General features: G+C 64.3%; 18 protein-coding genes. 3 read left to right on the top strand and 15 right to left on the bottom strand.

Annotated elements, in window-relative coordinates; genetic code table 11:
- Positions 1-76 precede the first annotated feature (76 nt).
- Positions 77-1,021, top strand: a complete 945-nt coding sequence (locus QT386_RS15555) for a glutathione S-transferase family protein (protein WP_289274655.1) — start codon at positions 77-79, stop codon at positions 1,019-1,021.
- Here the strand turns inward: QT386_RS15555 and QT386_RS15550 are convergent.
- The 5 genes from QT386_RS15550 to QT386_RS15530 all read right to left on the bottom strand — a co-directional run bounded on the left by QT386_RS15550 (position 1,018) and on the right by QT386_RS15530 (position 5,131).
- On the bottom strand, positions 1,018-1,959 hold the full coding sequence (locus QT386_RS15550; protein WP_289274654.1) for a TraB/GumN family protein: 942 nt from the start codon (positions 1,957-1,959) through the stop codon (positions 1,018-1,020). The two genes, QT386_RS15555 and QT386_RS15550, sit on opposite strands and share 4 nt — an antisense overlap.
- 1 nt (position 1,960) lies before the next feature.
- Positions 1,961-2,641: a 2-hydroxychromene-2-carboxylate isomerase gene (locus QT386_RS15545; protein ID WP_289274653.1), complete on the bottom strand. Its 681-nt coding sequence runs from the start codon at positions 2,639-2,641 to the stop codon at positions 1,961-1,963.
- On the bottom strand, positions 2,634-3,386 hold the full coding sequence (ttcA, locus tag QT386_RS15540; protein ID WP_289274652.1) for a tRNA 2-thiocytidine(32) synthetase TtcA: 753 nt from the start codon (positions 3,384-3,386) through the stop codon (positions 2,634-2,636). Before ttcA ends, QT386_RS15545 begins: the two co-directional genes overlap by 8 nt.
- 376 nt (positions 3,387-3,762) lie before the next feature.
- Positions 3,763-4,365, bottom strand: coding sequence for an NADPH-dependent F420 reductase (locus QT386_RS15535; protein WP_104229460.1), 603 nt, complete (start codon positions 4,363-4,365; stop codon positions 3,763-3,765).
- Positions 4,366-4,381: 16 nt separating this feature from the next.
- Positions 4,382-5,131 (bottom strand): 3-oxoacyl-ACP reductase family protein, encoded by a 750-nt coding sequence (locus QT386_RS15530; protein WP_104229459.1) that lies wholly within the window; start codon positions 5,129-5,131, stop codon positions 4,382-4,384.
- Positions 5,132-5,245: 114 nt separating this feature from the next.
- On the opposite strand from QT386_RS15530, the gene QT386_RS15525 reads away from it, so the two are divergent.
- Positions 5,246-6,175 (top strand): LysR family transcriptional regulator, encoded by a 930-nt coding sequence (locus QT386_RS15525; protein WP_289274651.1) that lies wholly within the window; start codon positions 5,246-5,248, stop codon positions 6,173-6,175.
- Between the two features lie 302 nt (positions 6,176-6,477).
- Here the strand turns inward: QT386_RS15525 and QT386_RS15520 are convergent, their stop codons facing one another.
- Positions 6,478-6,873, bottom strand: a complete 396-nt coding sequence (locus QT386_RS15520) for a hypothetical protein (protein WP_289274650.1) — start codon at positions 6,871-6,873, stop codon at positions 6,478-6,480.
- Positions 6,874-6,990: 117 nt separating this feature from the next.
- On the opposite strand from QT386_RS15520, the gene QT386_RS15515 reads away from it, so the two are divergent.
- The gene (locus QT386_RS15515; protein ID WP_104229456.1) at positions 6,991-7,344 is read left to right on the top strand and encodes a helix-turn-helix domain-containing protein; all 354 of its coding nucleotides are present in this window, start codon (positions 6,991-6,993) and stop codon (positions 7,342-7,344) included.
- 46 nt (positions 7,345-7,390) lie between these two features.
- Here the strand turns inward: QT386_RS15515 and QT386_RS15510 are convergent, their stop codons facing one another.
- The 9 genes from QT386_RS15510 to QT386_RS15470 all read right to left on the bottom strand — a co-directional run bounded on the left by QT386_RS15510 (position 7,391) and on the right by QT386_RS15470 (position 18,953).
- Positions 7,391-8,341, bottom strand: coding sequence for a metallophosphoesterase (locus QT386_RS15510; RefSeq protein WP_165797348.1), 951 nt, complete (start codon positions 8,339-8,341; stop codon positions 7,391-7,393).
- Between the two features lie 649 nt (positions 8,342-8,990).
- Positions 8,991-12,065: an efflux RND transporter permease subunit gene (locus QT386_RS15505; protein WP_104229454.1), complete on the bottom strand. Its 3,075-nt coding sequence runs from the start codon at positions 12,063-12,065 to the stop codon at positions 8,991-8,993.
- On the bottom strand, positions 12,062-13,213 hold the full coding sequence (locus QT386_RS15500) for an efflux RND transporter periplasmic adaptor subunit (RefSeq protein WP_207765986.1): 1,152 nt from the start codon (positions 13,211-13,213) through the stop codon (positions 12,062-12,064). Before QT386_RS15500 ends, QT386_RS15505 begins: the two co-directional genes overlap by 4 nt.
- Positions 13,210-14,121 (bottom strand): alpha/beta fold hydrolase, encoded by a 912-nt coding sequence (locus QT386_RS15495; RefSeq protein ID WP_104229452.1) that lies wholly within the window; start codon positions 14,119-14,121, stop codon positions 13,210-13,212. The genes QT386_RS15500 and QT386_RS15495 overlap by 4 nt, the downstream gene beginning before the upstream one ends.
- 50 nt (positions 14,122-14,171) lie before the next feature.
- Positions 14,172-15,119, bottom strand: coding sequence for a PaaI family thioesterase (locus tag QT386_RS15490; protein ID WP_165797347.1), 948 nt, complete (start codon positions 15,117-15,119; stop codon positions 14,172-14,174).
- Positions 15,120-15,142: 23 nt separating this feature from the next.
- A complete protein-coding gene (locus QT386_RS15485) occupies positions 15,143-15,862 on the bottom strand; it encodes a transglutaminase family protein (RefSeq protein ID WP_104229451.1) in 720 nt (239 codons plus the stop codon).
- Positions 15,863-15,952: 90 nt separating this feature from the next.
- Positions 15,953-17,200, bottom strand: coding sequence for a ferritin-like domain-containing protein (locus tag QT386_RS15480; RefSeq protein ID WP_104229450.1), 1,248 nt, complete (start codon positions 17,198-17,200; stop codon positions 15,953-15,955).
- Positions 17,197-17,958, bottom strand: a complete 762-nt coding sequence (locus QT386_RS15475) for a MerR family transcriptional regulator (RefSeq protein WP_207765984.1) — start codon at positions 17,956-17,958, stop codon at positions 17,197-17,199. The genes QT386_RS15480 and QT386_RS15475 overlap by 4 nt, the downstream gene beginning before the upstream one ends.
- Positions 17,955-18,953 carry a ferredoxin--NADP reductase gene (locus QT386_RS15470; protein WP_165797346.1) on the bottom strand — a complete coding sequence of 333 codons (999 nt, stop codon included), beginning with the start codon at positions 18,951-18,953 and terminating at the stop codon, positions 17,955-17,957. The genes QT386_RS15475 and QT386_RS15470 overlap by 4 nt, the downstream gene beginning before the upstream one ends.
- Positions 18,954-19,034: the final 81 nt, after the last annotated feature.

The raw sequence follows: 19,034 nt of genomic DNA, 5'->3' as shown, positions 1-19,034 counted from the left end.
CGTATTATTTGTGATTGTGGGGTTCACAGTGAAGTGAAGCGTCCCGCGGGACGCGGGTCGCGCCAGGGAGTGCACCATGCAGCAGAAGCTCACGCTCGTTCTCGGCAGCAAGGACCGGTCCAGCTGGTCGCTGCGTCCCTGGCTGTTCCTGCGTCACCACGAAGTGCCGTTCGAGGAGATCGTGCTGCCCCTGGGCCAGCCCGGCAGCCGCACACGCATTCTTGAGTACTCGCCCAGCGGCAAGGTTCCCTGCCTGCTGCACGGACCGCTGAAAATCTGGGAGTCCCTGGCCATCTGCGAGTATGCCGCCGAGACCCTGGCGCTGCCGCAGGCTTGGCCGCTGGACCCGGGCGCCCGCGCGCTGGCGCGGGCGATGGCCGCCGAAATGCATGCCGGCTTCGCCGACCTGCGCCGCGAGCTGCCGTTCGACGCGCTGCGCAAGCCTGCCCCGCACACCCCGGGCGAACAGGCCGCGGCCGACATCGCCCGCGTGCTCGCCCTGTGGCGCGAAGCGCGCAGCCGCCACGGCCAGGGCGGCCCCTGGCTGTTCGGCCGCTTCGGCATCGCCGACGCGATGTTCGCCCCGGTGGCCCTGCGCTTCCACGCCTATGCCGTGGCGCTGGAAGGCCCTGAGCGGCAGTACGTCTACAACCTGCTGATGCACCCCGCGGTGCAGGAATGGCTGGATGCCGCCGCCAGCGAACGGCCGCAGGAGCCGGTGGCGGAAACGCCGGCCGAGCGCACCGCGGAATTCATGGTGGAGCCGGAGCCCGCGGCTGAAGCCCGCCGCTATGTCGACGACCCATCGGAAACCCAGGAATCGCCGCTCGCCGAGACCTACCGCGACCTGCCGCGGCCGGCGGCGATGAAGAGCGGCGAGGAATCCCTGGCGGACCTGCTGGCCCCGCGCGACCCGGCAACCAGGCCGGCGCCGGCACCCGTGCCGGTCATCGAGAGCCAGGCCGCGGAGCAGGTCCCGGTGGACCTGGTGAAGCTCCGCTCCTTCATCCTGCCACCCTAGGGCGACGTGCCCTGCCTCAGTCGCGCCTGCGGCGGCGGAGCCTCGCGGGGCTCGGCCGGCCGATCGGCGGACTGGATGCGATAGCCCTTCTGGCGCAGCAGCGCCACCAGGCCATCGGGGCCGTAGAGGTGTGCCGCGCCCACGATCACCAGCTGCGGCTTGTCGCCGTCCAGCGCGGACTGCAGCCGCGGCAGCCAGGCGCGGTTGCGCGCCGACAGCAGCCGCTCGTAGACCAGCGGCGCATGTGTCTTCATCTGCGCCGCCATCTGCTCGATCGCCTGGGCGTCACCCTGGCGCCAGGTGCGCAGCAGGTCCTGCGGCTCGGTGCCCGCTTCCACCAGTTCGTCCACGGTGGCCGCCAGGAGCTGCTCCGACTGCGCCGGGGTGGCATCGATGAACAGCGCCAAGTGGGCCTGCGGCTCTTCCAGCCAGCGCACCGACTTCTTGTCCTGCAGCGCGCGCTGGAAGAACTGCTGGTCGATGCCCAGCTCGGCGCGGAACCCTGCATGCTGGTAGCTGAACAGCTCCAGCGACAGCGCGCAGAACCAGGCCCGGAAGGGCTCGCACAGGGCCATCGGCATGCCGACATCGGAGGCCCGGCGCACGAGCCGCTCGTAGAGCGCCGGCGCGACACTGGCCTTGAGCGGCTTGTCCGCCTTGGCCGCCCCCAGCAGCCGCGCCTGAAGCTCGGGGCTGGCCAGCGCGGCGATGTCGCTTTCGAACATCAGCTCGGTAGAACGCAGGTAGGCCTGCTCCAGCCCGTCCGGCAATTGCCCGGCGTCCTCCGGCAGCAGGTGCACCGAGCCCAGCAGGGAGTGCTTCGCCTTGGCGCCGTCGACCTCCCACAGGAAGGGCGCCCGCGAGGGTTCCTGGGCCAGCGCCGGCAGCACGGCGAGCAGGCCGAGCAGCGGCACCAGGCAGCGTCTTAGCAGCGTCATGTCAGCGAGGCCTCTGCGCACTCGGGCGCACCTGCAGCCAGGCGGCGTGATCCTCGCGCGCGCCCAGCGGATCCTGGCCCTGCAGGAACAGGTCCATGTATTCCAGATCGTCGTAACCCCAGAACAGTTCCCGGCGGCCCGCGGCATTGCAGGCGATCATCGCCGGCACGCCGAACACGCCGGCGGCCACCGCGGCATCGGTGTTCTGGCGCAGGCGCTCCTTGCCGGGGCCCGCGGCATCGCTGAGCCAGGTGTCGGCGTCCAGGCCGGTCTCGGCCAGCACGGCGCGCAGCGTGTCCGGCTCGCTCACCGGGCGGCTCTGGGCCCAGGTGGCGCGGAACAGCGCGTCGATCAGCCGGTGGCGCTGCTCCGGCGGCAGGCCGCAGCAGGCCAGGCGCAGCGGCTGCAGCGGGTTGAAGGGATGCGAATGCGGTGGCGCCAGCGGGATGCCGAGCTGGCGTGCCTTGCGCAGCACGTTCCAGATCATCCACTGGTTCTTGGCCGGCACTTCGGCCGGGCCCTTCTGGCCGTGGGCATTGAGCAGCCCGGCGAACAGCACCGGCACCGGCTCGAGCTGCAGGCCATGGCGCTGTGCCAGCGCGGGGACGCGGGTCCAGGCCAGCCAGGCGTTATGCGAGATGAAGTCGAAGAAGAAGTAGAGGCGGCGCGGGTCGTCAAACATGACCCGTCTCGTCGCCGCCCTCGGCGACCGGCATGAGCCAGTCCCCGCCGGAGCGGCTATCGCCGCCCAGGCCGGCGAAGTCGAACAGCTTGGTGTCGGCCAGCTGCGAGGGCGCCACGTTGGTCAGCGACGCGAACACCTGCTCGATGCGCGCCGGGTGCTCCTTCTCCCAGCCCTCCATCATGCGGCGCACCTGCTTGCGCTGCAGCTGCTCCTGCGAGCCGCAGAGGTTGCAGGGAATGATGGGGAACTGCTTGAGCTGGGCATAGGCGGCGATGTCGCGCTCGCGGCAGTAGGCCAGCGGGCGGATCACCACGTTGCGGCCGTCGTCGGACTGCAGCTTGGGCGGCATGGCGGACAGCTTGCCGCCGTGGAACAGGTTGAGGAAGAAGGTGGCGACGATGTCGTCCTTGTGATGCCCCAGCGCGATCTTGGTGTAGCCGTGCTCGGCGGCGTAGCTGTACAGCGAGCCGCGGCGCAGCCGCGAGCACAGCGAGCACATGGTCTTGCCTTCCGGGATCACGCGCTTGACCACCGAGTAGGTGTCCTGCTCGATGATGTGGTACGGCACTCCCAGCGCCTTCAGGTATTCCGGCAGGATGTGCTCGGGGAAATCGGGCTGCTTCTGGTCCAGGTTCACCGCCAGCAGCTCGAACTTCACCGGCGCCTTCTGCTGCAGCTGCAGCAGCATGTCCAGCATGGTGTAGCTGTCCTTGCCTTCTATCGGATATAAATCGTTCAGCATATTAATAAATGCATGAATAAATTGATGTATCCGATGGCAGCCGATTTGTTTCTTGTAGCCGAATCGGGCGCTGCCGGGCTAAAGCTGATTCGACTGGTTTCGATGAGCTTGGTCTCACAGCGAACCGGGAGTCTCGGTCTTCAGTGTCGTTCAACGACTCTGGCGCCGCAACCAGCGAATCGTCTGCCCCACGCCAGCCGGTCTGCGCATCGGCCCCCTAGCAAATGCGCACTGACGCCAAGACGCTGCGCATTTACATCAGCCAGTTGCTCAACGGCATCAGCTTCCTGCTCACCCTCCTCCCTGAGCCTGCGCACCCTTGACCGCAACAAGCGGGCGCCGATCGATGAAGATCGGCGCCCATCTTAGGGCTGCCTCAGCCGAACTTCACCAGATTGTGCGTAGGCAGCGACCCACCCGGGAACTGAGCCAGCCGGCCACCCACCGCCAATGGACCGAGGTCCATCGCGAAGAAGCCGAGCCGGTCGATGAGCGCAGTCACCTTGGCCTTGGCCGCTGCATCGTCGCCCGACACGAACAGCACGCGCCGTCCACCCTCAGCCCGAGGATCACCTGAAACCAGCGCGGGCTGCAGGTGGTTGAAGGTCTTCACCACCTTCGCGCCCGGAACGAGGTCCGAAAACACCTCGCTCGATACACGGCCATGCAGCTCGGCCGGCTGAAACAGCGGCGCCTCGATCGGATTGTTCGCGTCGATGACGATGCGACCATCCCAGTCCGGCAGTCCCTTCAGCGCCTCCGGCAGCTTCGACCAGTTCACCGCGACCAGGACGATGTCCTTCGACGCCGCTTCCTCTCGCGTCCCCGCCATGATCGAGGGCCCGAGTTCCTTGACCAGTTGCGCGAGCGATTGCGGGCCGCGGCTATTGGCGAGAGTGGCCTGGAGGCCGGCGCGCGCCAGCGCGCGAGCAAACGCCGAGCCGATGCTGCCGGCGCCGATGATTCCGATAGTGCTCATGGAGGTCTCCTACGTATCAGGCAGTAAAGCCGCCGTCAGCGACGATGTCGGCACCCGTGACGAAGGAGCCGTCCGGTCCGGCGAGGAAGGCCACCACGCCGGCGATCTCGCCCGGCTGACCGTAGCGGCCGAGCGCCAGGCCCGGGCCCACGATCTGCGCGACGGGGCCAGTGGCTGGGTTCATGTCCGTGTCCGTCGGACCGGGATGGACCGTGTTGACCGTGATGCCGCGCGGCCCGACGTCACGGGCCAGGCTGCGGTTGAAGCCCGACACCGCGCTCTTGGTCAGTGTGTACACGGACGCGGTACCGAAAGCCGCATAGCGCGTCATCGAGCTGCCGATGTGGATCACCCGGCCGCCTTTCTTCATATGCCGCACGGCCTCCTGGGTCGCCACGAACACGCCGGTGACGTTGACATCGATCATGCGCTGGTAGTCCTCCAGCTTGTACTCGTCGATCGGCGCGTTGATGGCGATACCGGCGTTGTTCACCAGGATGTCGATGCCGCCCAGCTCCGCCACCGTCTGGCGCACCGAGGCGCGCACGGCTTCGGCGTTGCCCGCGTCCGCCTGGATGGCAACAGCCCGGCCGCCCGCCGCCTGGATCTCATCCACGACGGCCTGCGCCTTGTCCGGAGACGCGCTGTAGGTGATGGCGACGGCGGCGCCATCGCGGGCGAGCCGCTTCGCGATGCTGGCGCCGATAGAGCGTGAGCCGCCGGTGACGAGGGCGACCTTGCCGCTGAGGGGGAGCTGCTGGTTCATGGTGAATCTCCTGCGGGGTTGGAAAGTGAGGCCAGTCTCCCAACTTGATTGACCCTTGATTAGTGGGTAATGATTGGTTTCATTTATTACTTTTGATTGAAAATAGGGCGAAGCATGGAAACGCTGGCCAACCTGGAGTCCTTCGTCCGCAGCGCCGAGAACGGCGGCTTTTCCGCCGCCGCCCGCCAGCTGGGCCTGACGCCGGCGGCCGTCAGCCCCAACGTGGCCATGCTGGAACGCAATCTCGGCGTGCGCCTGTTCCAGCGCAGTACACGCAAGCTCACGCTTACCGAAGCCGGCGAGCGCTTCCTGGAAACGGTCCGTGGACATCTGCGCGGACTGCAGTCGGCCATCGCCGATGTCTCACGGGATGACGAGGAGCCGGCGGGGGTCCTCAAGGTCAGCATGGCGCTGACGTTCGGCATGGATTACCTGCTGCCCTTGCTGCCGGAGTTTCTGGCGCGCTACCCGAATATCCGCATCGACTGGGACTTCGAGAATCGCCAGGTCGATCTGATCTCCGAGGGTTTCGACGCGGCGATCGGGGGCGGCATCGAGCTGGCGCCCGGCGTCGTCTCCCGGCCGCTGGCTCCGGCGCACATCATCGCGGTGGCTTCGCCCGCGTATCTGGCCGGAAAAGACCTGCCCACCGATCCCTCGGAACTGCTCAAGTTCACCGGCATCGGCATGCGGTCCGTCCGCACCGGGCGCATCCGTAACTGGACCATGCGGAATGTCGCCGGCCAGGAGATGGCTGCGCAGACGACCGATACGCTGGTGATGAACGATCCCGAGGCGATGTGTCGCAGCGCGCTGCTCGGCCTCGGCGTCGCACTAGTCGCGGTGCCGCATGCCTCGCCGCACTTGGAAAGCGGCAGGCTGGTGCGTGTCCTACCGAAGTGGTACGCGGACGCTGGCCCTATTTCACTGTACTACGCGACGCGGACGATGCTGCCAGCCAAGACCCGTGTTTTCGTGGAGCATGTGGTAGAGGCGTTCAAGAAGCAGCGGCTGGCACAGCGGTTCGCTGGAAGTCTTGGTTGAAGGCCACAGCGCAAGTGACTCGCCTTGGATATGTCTTCCGCTTTGGTAATCCCAACGACAATCGACGCAGTAGATATCGTTGTCAATTCAGATGGATCGAGAACACTTTTCGCTGCTTCGCCGTCAGAAGGTAGTGCGCAAGTCTGCTGGTGTCGCCGCGCGAGTTGGCTGGCGTTTTGTGCGCAACGAGATGGCGTTCTGTAATATCCCGGGGCACGGCAGCCAAGCAGCTCTTTGATTGTGGTTGCAAAGCCATCCCATGCGGGAATGTCGTGCCCTCTGGGCGATGGCACAGCCCAGCATCAGGACCAGCGCCGCCCGATGATATCGGCGGCGTCATCAGGCGTCGCCGAGCCGCTTCGCCGGCTTACCCGGGCATGGAAGGTGGGCGCATGCTGATCCAGGAAGCGCGTCATGGGGCCGCGAAAGCGGAAAACATCGGCGGGAATGTCTACGCCCAGGTGGCGAGCTATGGTGCCGGCAAAGCGCACCTGTCGATCCGTCGGCGGCTGCAGGTCGAAGTCCAACGTATGGGCAACAGCGTCGGCCACAACTGTCGACACCCGACGGAATAGCGCGTCGCGGCTTACTTTATCCGCAATGCGCTCCAGCTGGATCGCAAGCGCCTCGGCGACATGCTCAGGCAGCACAGCCCTAAGCTCTAGTTCGCCGCTATCCGGATGGAGACACAGATGCATGGTGTCGCTGCGGCGCGGAAAGCGCGGGCCTTGGGATATTGCAATTAATGAACACTATAGATTGTAGCTCTATAGTGTGCAAGAAACTAAATAGGTGGCTCCTCTTCGGGAGCCACCATGAAGCTTGCAGGCGCGTTTGCCGAGTCCCTTCGCAAGGTTCGCCTGTATGCGGACCTCAGCCAGGAGGACTTCAGCGATGTCTCGAGTCGAACCTATATCAGCAGCCTGGAACGGGGGATGAAAAGCCCGACGCTCGAGAAGGTGGATGCCCTCGCCGGAAAGATGCGTGTCAGCCCGCTTTCCCTCTACGTGCTGACCTACGCCATATTCACGCGGACCACGCCCGCCGCATTGCTCAGACAGGTGAGCGACGAGGTATCGCAACTGCAGGGCAAGGCACCGAACGCTGATAGGATTAGGCCCTCTCGTGGGCGTATCAATGTAGCCGGGGGGAACCCACGAGGTGGATAAAGCGGACCGAGCAGGACACTCAGACGTCTGCATCGAGGCTGCGAGATCAATGATCTCTTGATTTTTCGTTGGCCACTTGCAGTACCGCTCGCTCCGAATCGCTCAGCCACGATAGGTTAGGGAGCGTGGTCGGGATACTCGCGTACTCGGTCACGGGCATATCCGGCTCGCGTCGAGGATCGGGCACCTGCCAGTAGTACCCCGAGAGCAACTCGACCAAGGTCAGTCGACCATCCTCCATACCGGCGCCGGTGTCCAAATGCAGACGATTTCGCGCTAAAAGCGGCTGCCTGGAGGCCAGGGTTGTATGCCCGGAGACCAGCAGGTCAAGCCCCAAGACGGGGCACGTCGCCAATTCGTGCTCGAAGCGAGTCGCTGGCGGATACAGGCGGTGGATGTCCTTTTCGATGTCAGGGATGGAAGCAATGCCAGCGGCGATCGTCGTGCTTCGATCCCAGAGAATTCGTCTCTGAAGACGGCCGTATCTCTCGTACAGGTCTGATCCATGCTCGTGCATGTCGCTAACATCTGCCCAGGTCCATTCGTTGGGTAGGCCGGCATGGACAATGCCGACCTTGCGCCCATCCGCCAGGAGAATTTCAAAGGCCAGCGGCAGACGGCTTAGTATCTTCTCCATGCGTGCCTGATCGTTATTGCCAGGCCGCAAGGGATCATTCGGACCGAAGTACTCGCACATCGAATAGACCAGGCCTCGTTCCGATGAAATGGCGCCACGATAGGCCCCCATCTGCATGGCTTCGTGATTGCCCATGACAGCATAAAACCAAGGCTTTTCCGCCAGCCGTAGGCACTCAACTGACGAAGGCCCGCGGTGCACCAGGTCTCCGACGGAAAACAAGCGATCCTGTCGGGGGTTGAAGCGGACCTCGAAGAGCAACCGGTTCAGCATCTCCAAGCAGCCGTGGAGGTCCCCAATGCAGAAATCTCTTCCCATTGAGTTGGGCGGCAAAGTGATGAAAGGCTTTTCGAACAGCATATGGGGTGCCATTTACCAATGAATACTATAGGGTTCATATTGTACCGGCAGTTCCCCCCTTACACAGCCCCGACCGAGGCGCAACTGAGCTAGGGACTGCCGCCCTGCGGCGGCAGTGCGCTCGTCGCAGAACTGCTGAGTCGACCTTAATGGCGGTCCGCGGTCACCGGCGGTGGATCAGGATTGAACAATCCTGCGTTCCCCCAGTAGGCACGGTGGCGATGCAGAATCCAAGGAAGGATCGCGATTCTGGCCTCCCTTTTTTCTACAGTCCGCCAGCTTGTTGCGCAGCTGCTTTCAGCGAAACTGCGCAGTGGCTCCATGGGAGCTGAATGACGGCTTCCGTGAAGCTGCGCAGGAAGTGCGAAGAAGAACTCCCCCTGATGGTCCGCGACAGGTTCTAAGCCCCAACGCGGGCCCGCTTGAAGCCCCACGCCGGGGTGTGGTGCATGCCTGCCTAGTTTCGGAAGCTGAGCAGGGCTGCTACGGCATTGCGCATGGAGAGTCTTCGCAAGATTGGGTGTCGGTCGTTCGCTGCTGACCGTAACGAGAAATTGGAATAAAAGCTGCGGAGGTCTCCGTTCAGGCATCATCAGCGAAGCTCTATCCGTAAATGTTGCCGATGTGGCCGAGTCTCATGCAGACATCTTCAAGCTCCTTTTGCATAGGCGGGCGTATCTCGGGTGGGGAGCCGATACCAGAGCGCGTAGAGCGCGGGCACAAAAAGCAGCGTGATCGCCGTCCCGACGATAACGCCGCCAATCAGCACCACTGCCAGCGGTCCCCAGAAGCCGTTGAAGGCCAGGGGAATGAATGCGAAGGCAGCAGCGGCGGCGGTCAGAACCACCGGCCGTGCGCGTCGAACGGCGGCCTCGACGACCGCCGCGTAAGTGCTCATCCCGTCGGTGAGGTTGTCGGACACCTGCTGGGTGAGAATCAGCGTGTTGCGCATGAGGATGCCCGCCAGGCCGATGATGCCCAGCGTGGCCACGAAGCCGAAGGGCATGCCTGAAAGCAGCAGTGCCGCGACCGCTCCCATCAGACCGAGCGGTGCAGTAGCCAGCACCATGAACATGCCTGAGAAGCTGCGCATCTGAAGCATGATGAAACTCATCATCAACACTACAACCAAGGGTTGCAGCTTCTGGATGGCAGCATTGGCTGTTTTCGAGCGTTCGACCGAGCCGCCGATCTCGATGCTGTATCCGTCCGGCAATTCCGATCTAAGTGGCTCCAGCGATCGCCATACTTCTGCGGTCACGTCATTGACTTGCGCCCCTTCGATATCGGCATGTACAGGAATGTAGAGACGCCGGTTGTACCGCCGCAGCACCGGGTCCTCGAAGTCCACCACGAAGTCGCCGAGCTGCGCAATTGGAATCTTGCGCCCTTCGCGCGTCTTCAGTTCCAGCGAACCGCCGTCTCGACGATAGGCCTCAGAGCCACGCACGCGCAGCTCGACGCTGCGTACGTCTTCACGAATGATCGTCGCGGTGCTCCCGTGCAACTCCCCCTGCATTTGCTCGGCCACGTCGCGTGGTGTCAGGCCGATCAGGCGCAGGCGTTCGGCATCGGCACGTAGCCTGATGGTGGGCACCCGCTCGTCCCACTCCAGATGGGTCATCCGCGTGTTGGGGTGTGCAGCCATTGCGGCTCGCACCTTCTCCGCGATGCGGCGCAGCTCGACAGGATCATCGCCAAGCACGCGCATCGTCACCGGCCAGTCAACCGGCGGCCCGTAACGCAGCCGGGAAACGCGCACCATCACGCCAGGGAAAGCTCCGCCGTCGATCTGGGCCTGTAGCCGGCTGATGATGGTCTCGCGCGCGGCAACGTCTTCGCTAATCACCAGCACACGGGCGAAGGCTGGATTGGGCAACTGCGGAGACGCCGAAATGAAAAATCGTGGTGCTCCGGCACCGACGTAGGTGGAGTGGCTTCGGACGCCCGGCATCTTGACGAGCTGCGTCTCGACCGCCCGCGCCACAGCATCGGTGGCGGCAATCGAACTGCCTTGCGGCAGGTATATGTCGATCAGCACCTCTGGCCGATCCGAGGGTGGAAAGAACTGCTTTTCCACCAATAGGATCATGCCCAGCACCGACAGCACCAGCAGCACCACAGTGCCACCGACGACGGTGCGGCGACGGTGCACGCACCATTCGATAACCCCTCTCAGACGGCGATATCCGGAGGTGTCATACAAGCCGGCCCCACCGTGCTGTGCAACGGTAGCTGCTGGCGGCGGCAGCAGGCGCGCGCCGAGATAGGGGGTGAAGGTGACGGCCACGATCCAAGACAGCAGCAGGGCAAAGGCCAGAACCCAGAAAATGCCTCCGGCATACTCGCCGGTGCTCGACGCTGCAAAGCCGATGGGCACGAAGCCGGCGATGGTGACCAGTGTCCCGAACAGCATCGGCGCGGCCGTGCTCGTCCAGGCGAAAGCGGCCGCATGCAGACGATCAAGGCCCTCCTCCATTTTTACCAGCATCATCTCGATGGAGATGATGGCGTCATCCACCAGCAGGCCGAGCGCAAGGATCAGCGCACCCAGTGTCACAAGGTTGAGATCGTGTCCGGCGAGGTGCATCAGGAAGAACGTCAATCCCAAGGTCACTGGCACAGCGATGCCCACCACCAGGGCAGCGCGCAGGCCGATTGCCACCGCGCTCACCAGCAGCACCACGCCGACGGCAATGAAGAACTTCAGCTGGAAGAGGCTGACTGATCGGTCGATTGACTCGGCTTGGTTGGTAAGCCGGGTTAGATTGATGCCCAGTGGCAGTTGGGCGTGTTCTGTGGTCAGGAATTTGTCCAGCGACTTGCCGAGTGTCAGACCATTGAAGCCGGATTTCATGACCACTCCGATCAGCACCGCGTCCTCACCGACCGCGCGAACGAGGTAACTCGGAGGTTCTTCGTAGCCGCGATGGATGGCGGCAATCTCATCCAGACGCAGGATGCGCTCGCCGATGCGGATCGGAAGCGCCAGCAGATGCTTGATGTCCGAAAGGTCGGCGTCCACGCGGAAATAGATGCGCGGTCCGCGGGACTCGATCAGGCCAGCCGGCAACAGGTGGTTATGGTCTTCGAGAGCAGCGAAAATCTGCTCCGGCGGTATGCCCAGATTGAGCAATCTGTCGTTGTCGATATCCACGTAATAGCGTTCGGGGCGCTCCCCCAGCAGCAAGGCCTTGTGGACTCCGGGAACGGCCTGCAGCCGGTCGCGGATGGCTTCAGCCTGACGCAGAACCAGCCGCTGCGGCAGGCCGGGTGCGGTCAGCGACAACAGGCAAAAATAGACATCGCTGAAGTCTTCATTGACGATGGGACCGATGGCTCCAGGCGGTAGTGTTCGCGCTTCCTCCTCCATCCGGCGCCGCACCTCGTAACGCAACTGGCGGGCACGCTCGCTACTGATGTAGTCCTGAAACTCGACCATGAGGTCCACCCGGCCGGGGCGGATAGTGGTGTCGACGTGATGGACTTCGTCAACCTCTTGGATACGCTTTTCCAAACGTTGCGCGACCTGATCGCGCAGCGTTGCGGCGTCGGCCCCAGGCCACAGCGCCGATACCACCATCACCTTGAGCGTGAAGCTGGGGTCCTCGGCGCGCCCCATGCTGAAGAAGGTGTAGGCCCCGACGGCGAGCGACAGCAGCAGGAAGAAAAGAGTGACCGCGCCCTCGCGCACAGAAAGTGCGGATAGGTTGGGAAGCCTCATTGCCGCCGCTCGCGCACCGCCATGCCAGGTCGCAGCAAATTCCCGCCGACAGCGACGATGCGCGCCTCCGGCGGCAGTGAAGTCTGCACACGTGCGGTGTCTCCTTCAAGCGTAAGCACCCGCACCGGAACGGGCTCCACACCGGCGTTGGTCATACGCCAGATTCGAGGACCTTCGCCGCGCTCGTCAACGGCGGAGAGGGGCACGCGATAGACCTCTGCTGTGGCTGCTTGGTCCACTTTCTGTCCTGGCTCTGGTTGCGGAACGTCGAAGCGTGCACGCACTACGGTGCCCAGCGGCAATTGCGCGGCTTCTTGCGGCAGCTGATAGCGCGCACGCCAGGTGCGGCTGATGGCATCCGCAGCACCTGCTGCCTCGCGCAGGGTCAGCTTGAGTGTCGAGCTGTCATCCAGCTGCAGCAGGCCGCTCGCAGGCGGGCGCAGCCGTTCGGGCAGAAAGACTTCGACCTCGTGTAGGGCCCCGCTGGCTAGACGACCAACGGGTTCGCCGGCGGCGACCACTTGGCCTGGCTCGCCGGTGACCTCGATCAGCACACCGTCTTGCCGAGCGGAGATACGCGAATAGCCGAGAACATTGCGCGCCTGCTGAAGCCGGGCTTTTGCGGCCTGCTCCTGCGCGCGCGCTTGCTCGTCCGCCACCTGCTCGCGTTGCAGCGCCTGGCGACTGATCGTGCCTTGCGCTGACAAGGTTTCTGCGCGAGCCAGGTCGGCACCACGCAGGCTTCTTGCGGCCTGCGCGGAGGCAAGGTCCGCTTCAGCAGCACGCATGGACTGCTCGAAGTCCTTCGGATCCAACCGAAAAAGCGGCTGACCAGCCACTACCTTGTCCCCGGCTTCGGCGAGACGCGCCGCGATGCGCCCACCGACCTCAAAGGACAGTAGCGTCTCGAAGCGTGCGCGCACTGTGCCGGACACGACCACTGCTGTGCCTGAAACAGGCTCTAGCGCCACGCTCAAAACCCATGGAGCGGGCTCGGTGACGGGTTCATCGCTGCGCTTACAGCTCATGAGCGCACCACATAGGAGAGCCAGCGACATCGCGAAAAGATGGCGCGCAGGAGATGCTGCATCGTTGGGAGATGAGGAGACCAGCGGATTCGGCGAGAGGCGGATGGCTTGCGTTCTCATTGCGTTTGGCCGTCTGTCTGTGCGCGCGTCCCGGCTTGCTGCGCCAGCAGGCGCCTGATGGCGTCCGCGACCGCCTGCGGATGCTCCATTGGCAAAAAGTGCGTCGTGTTCGTCACGGTAGTGACCTCGGCAGCCGGCAAGACAGTCCTCAAGCGCTGACGCGCGGCCGGCGCAAAGGTCGAAGCATGCGACGCGCTCAGTGCGATGACGGGACAGCGCAATCGGCGGATGTCTGGCCAGGCGTTGTGCTCGGTATGCGTGAAGGTCGCGCTCTCCCAAGCCGGTGCGCAGGCCAGGCGAACACCCATGTCGTCATCCACGAAGCCGTGCTCGACGTAAGCATCCAGCCACGGCGCTGGCCAACTGCGGAAGCCGCCTCTCCCGCGATATTTCTCGACGGCCTCGGCGCGGGATGCAAAATGCGCGCGGCGGCGCGCCGCCCCCGCAGCTAAACCGAAGCGGTGCGATTGCCGCAGCAGCTTGGCGGTGCGCAGCTGCAAACCCTGCACGCGGTCGAGGATCACCGGCTCGGCCAGCACCAGGCCCTGCACACGCGCTGGCAGACGGGCAGCCGCCATGATACTGGCGGTGGCGCCAATCGAATGGCCGGCCAGCCAGACTGGCTCTTCCTGACTCTCGACCAGCGCGCAGAGGTCATCGTAGTAAGTCCGCCAGCCACGGAAGCTGCTTAGTGCGCCCGCTGCCGCGCTGGCACCGTGGCCGCGCATGTCCCAGGCCAGCACGTTGAAGTCTTCGGCCAGCGTATCGAGCAAGGGGTGATAGGTGCGACCGTGGAAGCCGGTGGCGTGTGCCCAGTGCAGCGTCGGGCGACCGCGCTGGTGCGGCCAGCGCCAGACGGTGATCTCCTGGCCATCCGGTGCGACGATGGCAACGGGTTCAACGCCCATGCGACCGGCATGCGCATCGCTACCCAAAGTCATTGCTTCGGCAGTCGCGGTCACGCGGATGCCTCCGCCGCAGAGGGTTCCGCACTGGCGGTGGACGAATTGAGAAGAATCTGCACGCGGCCGGTTGCCACCGGCACGCGATCCTCCGACTGCCAGCAGACGACCCTGGCCAGCACGGTGCGTCGGGTGCGGCGAACGATCTCCGCCGTGGCGTAGGAGTCCACCGTCCGCGCCGAACGCAGATAGTCGATGTCGCAGTTGAGGATCCGCAGCGCGCTGTTCTCGCCCTGGCCAGCTCCGACGGCCACGCGCGCGGCCTCCTCGATCAGACCACCCAGCACGCCACCATGCAGGGCAGGAATCTGGATATTGCCGATCAGCGCTTCACGGAAAGGTAGATGCAGCCGCAGGCCATCACTCCCACCAAGCACTTCAACGCCTAGATACTGCGCGTAGGAGCGGGCCGGTTTACTGAGGTTCGGCGCCGGAGTGGCCGTCTGCAGCAAGCTCGCAGGCCGTGTGTCGAGTGGCGGCGCGGCGTCAAAACGCCGGCCCCGGGTGCTACGCATGAAGGTGGCATCGCCCGTGGCCAACTGCTCCCGGCTGCCTTCGGCATGCACCAGGCAACGCACGAAAGCCACATCGTCGGTAACGGCCTCGCATCTCGCATCGACGACCAGAGCATGGTCGCACGGCGCGGGCCGCAGGTAGTTCATCCGCAGGTCCAGCGTGGCGATTGGCGTCAGCGTCCGCGTGGCGGCGAATACGGCCAGGCCGGCTGCGGAGTCGGCGAGCGAATAAAGCACGCTGCTGCATATCGATTCGCCGGGTTCATCCAGAAAATGAGCTTGCGGCACCAGACGCATACAGGCCTGCGGCCCTTCTGTTGGCAGGATCGCCATGCCGAGGTCGCGGCTGTGCGGGACGCGCTCACAGAAGAAGCGAGCAAGTGCGACCGGATCGCCCAGAGAGTTGAATCGGGCGTCGGTGGCCGCCATGCTGTCCTCAGGAATGTCAGGCCTCATCGATCGGATGCGACTTCGCTACGCACGTCATCGTCGAAGTTTGACTCTTCGAGACGGCTCATCTGGCTGTAGTGCTGGCGGAAGGTCGTCACCATGCTGGCGAGCGGAACGTCGTCGAACTCGCCGCGCATCGACAGGTATTCCATGTGGCGGTTTCCGGCACGGTCGAGGGGGTGATAGATCGAGTCCTCGCGGCCGTCGAACTCCAACGGCAGCAAGCCGAAGCGTTCGCACAGCTCGATGTTGAACGCCGGCGTCGCCTTGACCCATCCGCCATCAAGCCGGATCGAGGTGTAGCCATGCCAGTAAAAGATATCGGTCTTCATCGTCTCCCGCAGACGCGCCGTGGACAGGTGATTGCGCACATCGGCAAACCCGACTCTGGCGGGGATGCTCAAAGCCCGGCAGGCGGCGGCCAGCAGCACGGCCTTGGTTACGCACCAGCCGTGTCCGGTGTCTAGCACGCGACTGGCCTTCATGCCGTAGGGGGTCAGATCCAGCTGATAGGGGTCGTAGCGGAAGCCGTCACGAACGGCGTAGTAAAGCGCCACGGCCTTTTCACGCATGGGCTGGCCTGCTCTTTCATGCGCTTGCGCGAACCGTATGACCGCAGCGTGGTCGGAATTGATGATGGCGGTGGGACATAGCGCCCCGGAGATGGTTTGCGTCGCGGCAGCGTCCTGGCAATCGCTGGGTCGAAGGGAAGCCGTGGTCATGGGAATCGGAATGGGAAGACGGGCGCGTGGATGCGGCGCTGCATACCCCATCGCTGGCGGCAGAGCCGTCGGCGATGGGGTATAGCCTATTCAAGCTGCCTCGCGGAGCTTCTCGATGGCCTGTTGGGCGAGCGCGTCATTGTCGCGCAGCAGGTCCTGCTCAGAGAGCTGGCTGGCGTTCTTGCCGCCGGCGTAGGCCATCAGGCCAGCCTTCTCGTAGTAGCTCTCCATGCGGGGCGAGAGCAGGCCGATGTATTGGAGATTCGGCACCAGGCGCTGGAACATGATGCTGCGGAACTTGGTCATGGCTGGCGACTCGGCCATCAAGCGGTTCCAGGTCGCGCGCGGAACGCGGTGCGCAAACCACTCGTCGTGGATTTCGTGGGCGAAGAAGCGGTTGCGCATCAGCATCGCCACCTCGAAAGCCCAATCCTCACGCTCGCGACGCTCCGAGGCAGAGAGGTTCTTGGTGAAGTGCTCACGAAGCGCCAAGACGCCATAGTGGACATGGCGGGCTTCGTCCTGGATCACGTAGCGGAGCAGGTTCTTCAGCAGCGGCTCGCCGGTCTGGTTGTACATCGTGGAAAAGGCACCCAGCGCGAGCCCTTCGACCATGATCTGCATGCCGAGGAATTTCACGTCCCAGCGCGAGTCGGTGAGCAGGTCATCGATGATGACGAAGAGGTTGTCGTTGACCTTGTATACACGCTCTATTTTGGTCTCCAGGTAACGCAGAAACACCTCCAGATGGCGCGCCTCATCCATCACCTGGGTGGCGCCATAGAGCTTGCCATCGACCCAACTGACGGCTTCCGTGCATTGCGCAGAGGCGTAGAGCGCGCCTTGCTCGCCGTGCATGAACTGCGACAGCATCCAGGCCGCGAAGTGGTAGTTGAGCTTCTGCTTTTCGGTAGCGTCGAGCTTCACACCCGCAGCCTCCAGCCCATCGAACGGCGCAAACGGCGTGTGGCCGAGGATGGGCGTTTCTGGATTCATCGGATCGACCTGCGTGCTCCAGTCGAGCTGCCATTCGCCGTCCCACTGGTTGGCGACTGCCCGGCGGTAAAGGTCATACATCTCGGGGAAGTCGGTGCCGTAGTTCAGGTCGAAATGCACGGCATGGCCGGATTTCATCGGCACGCAATCGTCGCCCTTGCCCTTGCGCTGCCAGAGGCCGCGGTAAGCTGAGGGCAACATGCTCGCCCCGACCTTGGGGTCGCGAATCTCCGCGACGAGTGAGATGTTCTCCATCGTCTGCGTGACCTTGTTCTGCATCTTGAGCGGCAGGCCGTTCAACATGCGGCCAAGTTTCAGGGCAGCGGGGGTGGCGGTACTCATACGGTTCTCTCCTCCTGGGACGGGGTCGTCTGCGCTGCGGAGGCCCCATACACCTCCAGCAGCGCCGAAATCATGCGTTCATGGCGGATCACCAGCAGCCGGTGGATGGCCGGGATAACGGTGTGCAACAGCGAATCGATCTCAGCCGGGCGCAACTGCTGAACGCGGTCCTTGAACAAAGCGACTTCGCGCTCGAACAGCAGCTTGGCGGCCTGATCGATGTAGCCGATGTCGCGAGGGCTGAAACCCTTTTCGGCGTTGATGCCGGCATCGCGCACCACGGTCCAGAGCCGCAGGCACTCGGCCTCGTCGGCGTCGAGCGCCTCGTTATCGGCAGAGGTGAGCAGCTTGATGTCGCGCAGCTCTTGCAGCTCGCCGGGGGTAAGGCCCAGCTCACCGGCAAGATCGCCTGCGGTCTTGCAGTCGCCGCCGGGCCTCTGCTGACGAAGGTCGTTGAGTCTCAAACGACGCAGGGCTTGCAGCGTGGCGAACTGGTCGGCACTGAACTGAAGTTCCGGCTGGTCGTCGAGAAGGCTCTTGATCGCCTTCAAGGGCAGCAGATGCTCCTCACGCAAGGAGCGGATCAATCGCAGACGGTGCAGGTGTTCGTCGCCGTAGAGGGCGGCGTTGTGCGCGGTCTTGCGGGCCGGTGGGAGCAGCCCTTCACGTAGGTAGAAGTGGATGGTCTCCCGGGTCACGCCCGAGCGCCGAACCACTTCGGCCATCCGGTAGGTGGACTCCGCGGCAGCACTCATCATGCTGTCTCCACGACGGTGATAGTCGCCTGACGATGCGGGTAGGCGCAGCAGGCCAGTGCGTAGCCGGCCTGGCGCTCGGGTTCGGTTAGGCAGTTCGGCGCGTCGGTGGCGACGTCGCCATCGAGCACCTTCACCTTGCAATGTCCGCAGCCGCCCATCGTGCAACTGAAAGGCAGCGCGACGCCCGCGCGCAGACCCGCCTCCAGCAGGGTTTCGCCGGGCCGCACCGTTACCTCTTTCTCTGCCCCCCCCACCCGGAACAGCACCGGATGCGGGTCCTTGGGATGCGGGCGCGATTCACGCGCGAAGGTCGTGAAACGCTCGCTGGCGATGGCCTGTGGCGGAACCCCGAGCGCGACGAGTTGGCGGCGCAGCGAGTCGTTGAAATTATCCGGACCGCAGAGGAAGTAGTGCACCGCAGCACCCGGCGCGGCATCCCGCAATGCGTCGCCGCCAATGCGCCCGCGATGGCCGTCCCAGCCCTTTTCGGGTTTGCTAAGGACGTAGCGGACGTCGAGGTTCTTGTTCCGGCGGGCCAGAGCATCCAGGCGCTCGCGGAACAGAATGTCCTGCTCGCGCCGGTTGCCATAGAACAGGGTGATCGGCGTGGTGCGGTGTTCCTGCCCCAGCAGCTGGTCGAGCATCGCCATCATCGGGGTGATGCCCGAACCCGCTGCAGCAAAGACGTAGTGACCCGGCGCTTGCGCTGGCAGAACGAAGTCGCCACTGGGGCCTGCGAACTGAAGCCAGTCACCCTCGCGCAGCCGCGCGTTCAGGTACGCCGACATCACGCCGCCCTCGACGCGCTTGCTGGTGATAGTCAGCGTGCCGTCTTTCGGAAGCTCGCTGAGGGAATACGCCCGCTTCACCGGCTTGCCATCGATCTGTGCGACCAGGGTCAGGAACTGGCCGGCCCGCACGCCCTCGGGGATGCCGTTGTCTGGAGCAAGCACGACGGACGCTGCACCATTGGATTCCTTGACGATGCGACGCACTTGCGCCCGATGGTGAAGCTGGTCAGGACGGACGAAACGAGCCCAGCGCTTGGCGCTCGGGCGAGGGCCCGAGGAAATCAA

It is taken from the genome of Solimonas sp. SE-A11, from assembly GCF_030345715.1.
GTDB lineage: Bacteria > Pseudomonadota > Gammaproteobacteria > Nevskiales > Nevskiaceae > Solimonas_A.
The sequence above is the reverse complement of the archived record's forward strand: the minus strand, read 5'-3'. Positions and strand labels throughout refer to the sequence as shown.